Genomic DNA, 6,824 nt, shown 5'->3' with positions numbered 1-6,824 from the left:
TGCGCCTGCTGGCCCATCCCAACATCCGCAGCAAGGCCGACATCGTGCGGCGCTACGACCACGAGGTGCAGGGCGGCACAGCGGTCAAGCCGCTAGACGGCGCGGCGGCGCTTGTGCCGCTGGACACGCTGCTCGGCCGCGCGGCCGCGCCCGATGGGCCGCTGCCGGCGGCCGTCCTCTCCAACGGCATCTGTCCCTGGTATGGCGAGAGCGACCCGTACTGGATGGCCTGGGCGGCGGTGGACGAGGCGTTCCGCAACGCCGTCGCCGTCGGGGCCGACCCGGACAGCGTGGCCCTGCTCGACAACTTCTGCTGGGGCAATCCCAATCTGCCCGACCGGCTAGGGGGGCTGGTGCGCTGCGCCCAGGGCTGCCACGATGCCGCCGTGGCTTACGACGCGCCGTTTATCAGCGGCAAGGACAGCCTTAACAACGAGTATACCGGGGCCGATGGAGCGCGCCACGCCATCCCCGGCACGCTGCTCATCTCCGCGCTGGGGCGCGTCCCCGCTGTCGCCCACGTCGTCACGCCGGCCCTGAAGCGCGCCGGCAACTTCCTGTTCGTTATCGGCGACACGCGGCCCGAACTGGGCGGCAGCCACTACGCGCTGGCCGGCGGGCGCGTTCGGCCCCAGCACCGCGTCGCGCCCCAACCCGTCGCCGCGCCGCTGGAGCGGTTGCGCGCCGTGCACCGGGCCATCGCCGCCGGGCTGGTGCGCGCCTGCCACGACTGTAGCGAGGGCGGGCTGGGTGTGGCCCTGGCGGAGATGTGCGCGGCCGGAGGGTTAGGGGTAGATGTGCAACTGGCCCAACTGCCGGTCGATCCTTACTACGCCTACGCCGCCGATGAGGCCGTGCTGTTCGCCGAGTCGCTGACCCGCTTCCTGGTCGAGGTGGCTCCGGCCGACGCGCCGGCCCTGCGGGCGCTGCTGGGCGGCGTACCCCACGCCTGCATCGGCGTCGTCGGCGGCGATAGCCTGGTCGTTCATCCCCGGCTGCCGGGGGCGGTGGAGCCGTTGGTGTCGGTGAGGGTGAGCAAACTGGCAGGGGAGCAGGGGAGCAGGGGGGCAGGGGAGAAAGAACGACCGGCCGGGGTTTCTTTCACCCCTGCACCCCCGCTCCCCCGCTCCCCTGCTCCCCCGCGTCCGCGCATCCTCATCCTCCACGCCAACGGCACCAACCGCGACCGGGATGCGGCGCTGGCCTGCGAGCTGGCCGGGGGCGCGCCGGAGATCGTCCACGTGAACCAACTATGGCGCGGCGAGCGGCGGCTGCTGGACTACCACATGCTCATCGTGCCCGGCGGCTTCTCCTACGGCGACGACCTGGGCGCGGGGGTGTTGTGGGCGGTCGATCTGGGGCGCGCTGGCGATCACCCGCTGGGCGAGGCGCTGGAGCGCTTCGTGGCCGACGGCCGGCCCGTGCTGGGCATTTGCAACGGCTTCCAGGCGTTGGTGAAGGCTGGCCTGCTACCCGGCGGGGTGGGCGGGCCGGCCGAGCGCCGCGTGACGCTGACCTACAACGCCTCCGGCCATTTCGAGTGCCGCTGGGTCAGCCTCCTGCCTAACCCGGCCTGCCCGTCGCTCTTCACCCGCGGGCTGGATGAGCCGATCGCCTGCCCGGTGGCCCACGGTGAGGGGCGACTGGCAGCGGCCGAAGGTGTGGCGGCGGAGTTGGCGCGCGACAACCTGATCGCGCTGACGTACACAGCCGGCGACAGCCAGCCGTTGGCAGTTCCCTATCCCGCCAATCCCAACGGCTCCATCCTGTCCATCGCCGGCCTGAGCAACGCCGCCGGCAACGTCCTGGGCCTGATGCCGCACCCGGAGAACCATATCTTCCCCTGGCAGCGTCCACGTGGGGCGTCCGGCGGGGTGGGGCTGCGGCTGTTCGAGAATGGAGTGCGCGCATGTTGACCCATGAGGAACTTCTGGCAGCCATCCCCGACGCGCTGGCCGCGGTCGAACTGGATGAGGCGTGGGGGCCGCGCCAAGCCGGCAAGGTGCGCGACACCTACCGGCGCGACGGGCAGCTGGCCCTCATCACCACCGACCGCATCTCCGCCTTCGACCGCGTGCTCGGACTCATCCCATACAAGGGGCAGGTGCTCAACCAGTTGAGCGCCTGGTGGTTCAAGCAGACGGCCGGCATCGCGTCCAACCACGTCATCGCCGTGCCCGACCCCAACGTGACGCTGGCCCGCGAGGCGCAGCCGCTGCCGGTCGAGGTCGTGGTGCGCGGCTACATCACCGGCGTGACGACCACGTCGCTGTGGTATCTCTATGAGCGGGGGGAGCGGCGGCCCTACGGCGTGGCGCTGCCGGAGGGGCTGCGCAAGAACGACCCGCTGCCCCAACCCGTCATCACGCCGACGACCAAGGCCGCCGATGGGGGGCACGATCGCGTCCTGACGAGCGAGGCCGTCGTCGCCGAGGGGTGGGTCGCGCCGGAGGTGTGGGCGCAGGTGGAGCGGGCGGCGCTGGCGCTCTTCGCCGAGGGGCAGCGCGTGGCGCGGGCGGCGGGGCTGGTGCTGGTGGACACCAAGTATGAGTTCGGGCTGGTGGACGGCCGGCTGACGGTCATCGACGAGATGCACACCCCTGACAGCAGCCGCTACTGGTCGGCTGAGAGCGCCGGGACGGACGCGCCCGTCCACTACGACAAGGAGTTCCTGCGGCAGTGGTACGCGGCCCGCGGCTATCGCGGCGATGGCCCGCCGCCGGCCATGCCCGACGACTTTATCGCCCAGGTCGCCGCGCGTTACATCGCCGCCTATGAGCGGCTGACGGGCGCGCCGTTCGTCCCCGGCGAGATGCCGGCCGCGGCGCGCATCGCCCGCGCCCTGCGCGCTACCGGCCAAAATTGATGAGAATAGGCCCGTGGCCTATAGCATTGTGACGGGCTGTGGCTAGAATTAGGGCCAAGAGGTCGCGATGGATGATAATGGGCTGAAGCTACTGGTAGAATATGATGTCCGGCAAGAGACGTTGCAGGAATACTATCAGTTCGTCATGGGCCAGTACGTGCCCGCGCTGCAATCGATGGGGTTCCAGATGAGCGAGGCGTGGCACACCGCCTATGGCGAAGCCCCCAACCGGCTCATCGGCTTCGTCTGCGGCGACGAGCAGACGATGAACCGTCTGCTGGACAGCGATCTCTGGGCCGACCTGAACAACGAACTGGAGAAGTACGTCTCTGAGCTTCACTACAAGGTCATCCCCTACCGCGGCGGCTTCCAACTGTAGGGCGAGTTGCCAACTCGCCCGCCCTGTATGCCACTCCTACCCATCATCAGTCCCTCCAACCCGCGCATCAAGCAGCTCCGCGCTCTGTCCCGACGCAAGGAGCGCGACGCGACCGGCCTATGCGTGGCCGAGGGCATCTTCCACGTTGGCGAGGCGCTGGCCGCCGCCGCGGCCAACCGCGCGGCAGTCGAAGCGTTGTTCTATGCACCCGACCGGCTGATCAGCGACTTCGGTCGTGGCCTGGTGCGCCAGGCGTCAGCCACCGGCATCCCCACCTTCGAGACGGCCGCGGACGTACTGGCGACTGTCGCTGAGAAGGACAATCCCCAGGGCATCCTGGCTGTCGTCCGGCCGCGCCGCTACGCGCTGGCCGACCTCACCTCGGCGGCGCAGCCCTGGCTGGCCGCCGTTGTGGCTCCCCAAGACCCTGGCAACGTCGGCGCCATCCTGCGCACGCTTGACGCGGTGGGCGCGTCCGGCCTGTTGCTGCTCGATGGCGGCGTGGACGCCTATCACCCCGGCGCGGTGCGGGCCAGCATGGGGACGGTTTTTCGCCTGCCGGTGGTCGCGACGGACTTCGCCGCCTTCATCGCCTGGGCGCGGGCGGGCGGCTATCGCGTCTACGGCACGTCGGCCCGTGGCCAGACGGCGTATCGCGCGACCGAGTACACAATGCCGCTGGTGCTCCTGCTGGGCAGCGAGCGCGAGGGGCTGTCGGTCGAACAGGCCGCGCAATGCGACGCGCTCATCCGCTTGCCGATGCACGGCCGGGCCAGTTCGCTCAATCTGGCGGTGGCCGCCGGCGTCATGCTCTACGCCATTCACGACGACCTGGCAGCGCGCGGACTTCTCCCTCTCCCACCCCTCTGACGCAAACTGTATCGCCGTTTGTGCGCCCGGCTATACCTCTGACCTATGGAGAAATGGGCCGGGCCGTCATACGCTAAGGGCACGACCGCGCTGCTCGGCTCGTTCTGACACGCGGCGGCTATTCTGTATCCGACCGGCCAACAGGGCCGCGAGCGGCAAGGAGAAGCGATGACTCAGTTTGATGATCCCGGCCAAAAAGCGCCACGCGCTGACGAGAAACCGGACAGCCTCGAGAATCCAAAGGGTGTGCAGGTTTATGATCGGCCAGCGCGGACGTTGCCGCCGGCGGCGCTGATATTCCTGTTTGTGATAGGGGGACTCGCGCTGCTGTGGTTCCTGTTCGCCTACGTCTTCTAGGCTCAGCGGGCCGCGCGAACACTATCCGCACTCACTTGCCGAATGACCCATGAAGGAGAGTAAACGATGAAAACAGTTGTAGGACTCTACGATGACTTGCAAGATGCCCAGGCGGCTATCAACGACCTGATTCAGGCCGGCTTCGACCGCGCCGACATCAGCCTGGTGACGACAAACCGTTGGGGTGAGAGCGACGGCACAACGGTTACGACAACCGCCGGCGCGGCGGGGACGACCACGACCGACGGCGTCACTGTAGCCGATGCTGGCCCCGACGCTGACATGGCCGACGCCGAGATGAGCCAGATGGCGAGCGACGTGACGACCGGCGCGGTGACCGGCGGCGTCGTAGGCGGGCTGGCCGGCGTGTTGCTGGGCCTGGGCGCGCTGGCTATTCCCGGCTTCGGGCCGGTGCTGGCCGCGGGCCCGCTGGTGGCCGGGCTGGCCGGCGCGGGCATTGGCGCAGCCGTTGGTGGGCTGGTCGGCGCGCTGGTCAGTTGGGGCGTGCCGGAGGATGAGGCTGAACTGTACGCCGAGAGCGTCCGCCGCGGCAGCATCCTGGTCGGCCTGAAGACCGAGGACGACCGCGTGCAACAGGCGGTCGGCATCATGAACGCGCATGCCCCGGTGGACGTGCAGCGCCGCTCTGAGTACTGGCGCGCTACGGGCTGGACGGGTCACTCCCCCGAGGCCGCGGCCTGGACGCCGGACGAGGTCAACACCGACCGCGCCCGCTACGGCGACTACCTGGACTATGCTTCCTACGCGCCCGCCTTCCGCGAGCACTACCAGACGACCTACAGCGCGACTGGCCGCGACTACACCGCCTATGACCCGGCCTATCGCTACGGCTATGGCCTGGCTAACGACGAGCGCTACCGCGACTACGAGACGTGGGACGAGTTCGAGGCCGAAGCGCGCCGCGGCTGGGAGGGGGGCGAGTACGCCGCCCACGGCGCTTGGGAAGACTTCAAGGACGCCGCCCGCCGCGGCTGGGAATCGGTGAAGGACGCCTTCGACGTGGAGTCGGACTATGCCGACTTCGAGACGGGCTATCGCCAGCACTACCAGACGACCTTCGGCAGCACCGGGCGCGCCTATGATTGGTATGGCCCGGCCTATCGTTACGGCTACAACCTGGCCACGGATGAGCGCTGGGATGAGTATGAGACGTGGGAAGCGTTGGAGGACGAGGCCCGGCGCGATTGGGAGAGCCGCAGCATCGGCGGCGATTTCAGCAACGCCGAGGGCGGCGGCACGTGGGACGATTTCAAGGACGCTATCCGGCGCGGCTGGGAGGATGTGAAGGACGCGTTCGACGCTGAGGATGACTACTTCAGCTTCACCCCGTCTTTCCGCGAACATTACGAAGAGGCTTACGGGACCGGCAGCCACGATTTCGACTACTACGATCCCGCCTATCGCTACGGTTACAACCTCGCCATTGATGAGCAGTATGACCGCTACGATGACTGGGACGAGTTCGAGAGCGAGGCGCGCCGCGGCTGGGCGGAATTCTCCGGCTCGGCCGAGAGCACGTGGGATGAGTTCAAGGACGCCGTCCGCCGCGCCTGGGAAGACGTGCGCGACGCGCTGGACTTCGAGGCTGACTACGCTGGTCGCGAGCCGCGCTTCCGCGAGCACTACGAGACCCACTACCGCAACGAGTTGCGCAATTACGAGTGGTACGAGCCGGCCTATCGTTACGGCTATGTCCTGGCTATGGATGAGCGTTACGACGACTTCGACGCCTGGGAGCAGGCTGAGCAGCAGGCGCGCGAGGATTGGGAAGCGAGCGACTACGCCGGCGAGAATGCCTGGGACGAGGTCAAAGAGGCCATCCGGCAGGGATGGGAGAGTATGCGCGAGGCGTTCGATGACGACGGCGAGGAACTGCCCCGCGCCAGCACCGGCTACTATCGCGCCACGAATGGCTAGGCGGAAGAATCCGCAGATTGCGCAGATTGGGCAGATTTTAGAGAACTAGAGTAAATAGGTACTGTGCTATCTGCGGGATGCTAGACGGGGTGTATTGGTTCGGGAGAAGAAAGGAGTAGTAGCAACCACGGGTTTCGCCGCGGCCAGACGAGGCGGGCGGAATCCGTGGTTGCCGTGCTTTTAGGGGAGTGTAGTCACAGGCTAGTTCTGGACGAGATACTCCACCAGCCAGTTGAACACATTCTTGCGGCTGCGCACGTTGCCCGGCAGCGTGCCGCGGATGGCCGCTTCGACCCGCTTCACGTCCTCTTCCGTCTCATAGCCGAAGTGGTTGACGACCTTTTGGAGCATCGACACCACCTCATACCCCTGCCGGCGGTTGAACATGATCCGGTCGTGGGCGACGCTGGTTTT

Annotated in this window: 6 protein-coding genes and 1 pseudogene; 6 read left to right on the top strand and 1 reads right to left on the bottom strand. The window is 67.8% G+C overall.

Features of this window, described 5'->3' with window-relative positions:
• The 6 genes from ACE3UY_RS08300 to ACE3UY_RS08275 all read left to right on the top strand — a co-directional run.
• Positions 1-1,916: phosphoribosylformylglycinamidine synthase subunit PurQ (locus ACE3UY_RS08300; RefSeq protein WP_374687074.1), on the top strand; the 1,916-nt coding region annotated here is incomplete at its 5' end.
• A complete protein-coding gene (locus ACE3UY_RS08295; RefSeq protein ID WP_374687073.1) occupies positions 1,910-2,866 on the top strand; it encodes a phosphoribosylaminoimidazolesuccinocarboxamide synthase in 957 nt (318 codons plus the stop codon). The genes ACE3UY_RS08300 and ACE3UY_RS08295, both read left to right, overlap by 7 nt.
• 67 nt (positions 2,867-2,933) lie before the next feature.
• Complete coding sequence (locus ACE3UY_RS08290) at positions 2,934-3,245, top strand: hypothetical protein (RefSeq protein ID WP_374687072.1); 312 nt, start codon at positions 2,934-2,936, stop codon at positions 3,243-3,245.
• 27 nt (positions 3,246-3,272) lie between these two features.
• The gene (locus ACE3UY_RS08285; RefSeq protein WP_374687071.1) at positions 3,273-4,115 is read left to right on the top strand and encodes a TrmH family RNA methyltransferase; all 843 of its coding nucleotides are present in this window, start codon (positions 3,273-3,275) and stop codon (positions 4,113-4,115) included.
• A 168-nt stretch (positions 4,116-4,283) separates the two neighbouring features.
• Entirely contained in the window at positions 4,284-4,472 is a 189-nt protein-coding gene (locus tag ACE3UY_RS08280) for a hypothetical protein (RefSeq protein ID WP_374687070.1), read from the top strand.
• Positions 4,473-4,538: 66 nt separating this feature from the next.
• Positions 4,539-6,410 (top strand): hypothetical protein, encoded by a 1,872-nt coding sequence (locus ACE3UY_RS08275; RefSeq protein ID WP_374687069.1) that lies wholly within the window; start codon positions 4,539-4,541, stop codon positions 6,408-6,410.
• A 201-nt stretch (positions 6,411-6,611) separates the two neighbouring features.
• Here ACE3UY_RS08275 and ACE3UY_RS08270 read toward each other — a convergent pair.
• A pseudogene (locus ACE3UY_RS08270) lies at positions 6,612-6,824 on the bottom strand (hypothetical protein); the annotation flags it as partial.

It is taken from the genome of Promineifilum sp. (SeqCode), from assembly GCF_041918635.1.
Lineage (GTDB): Bacteria > Chloroflexota > Anaerolineae > Promineifilales > Promineifilaceae > Promineifilum.
The sequence above is the reverse complement of the archived record's forward strand: the minus strand, read 5'-3'. Positions and strand labels throughout refer to the sequence as shown.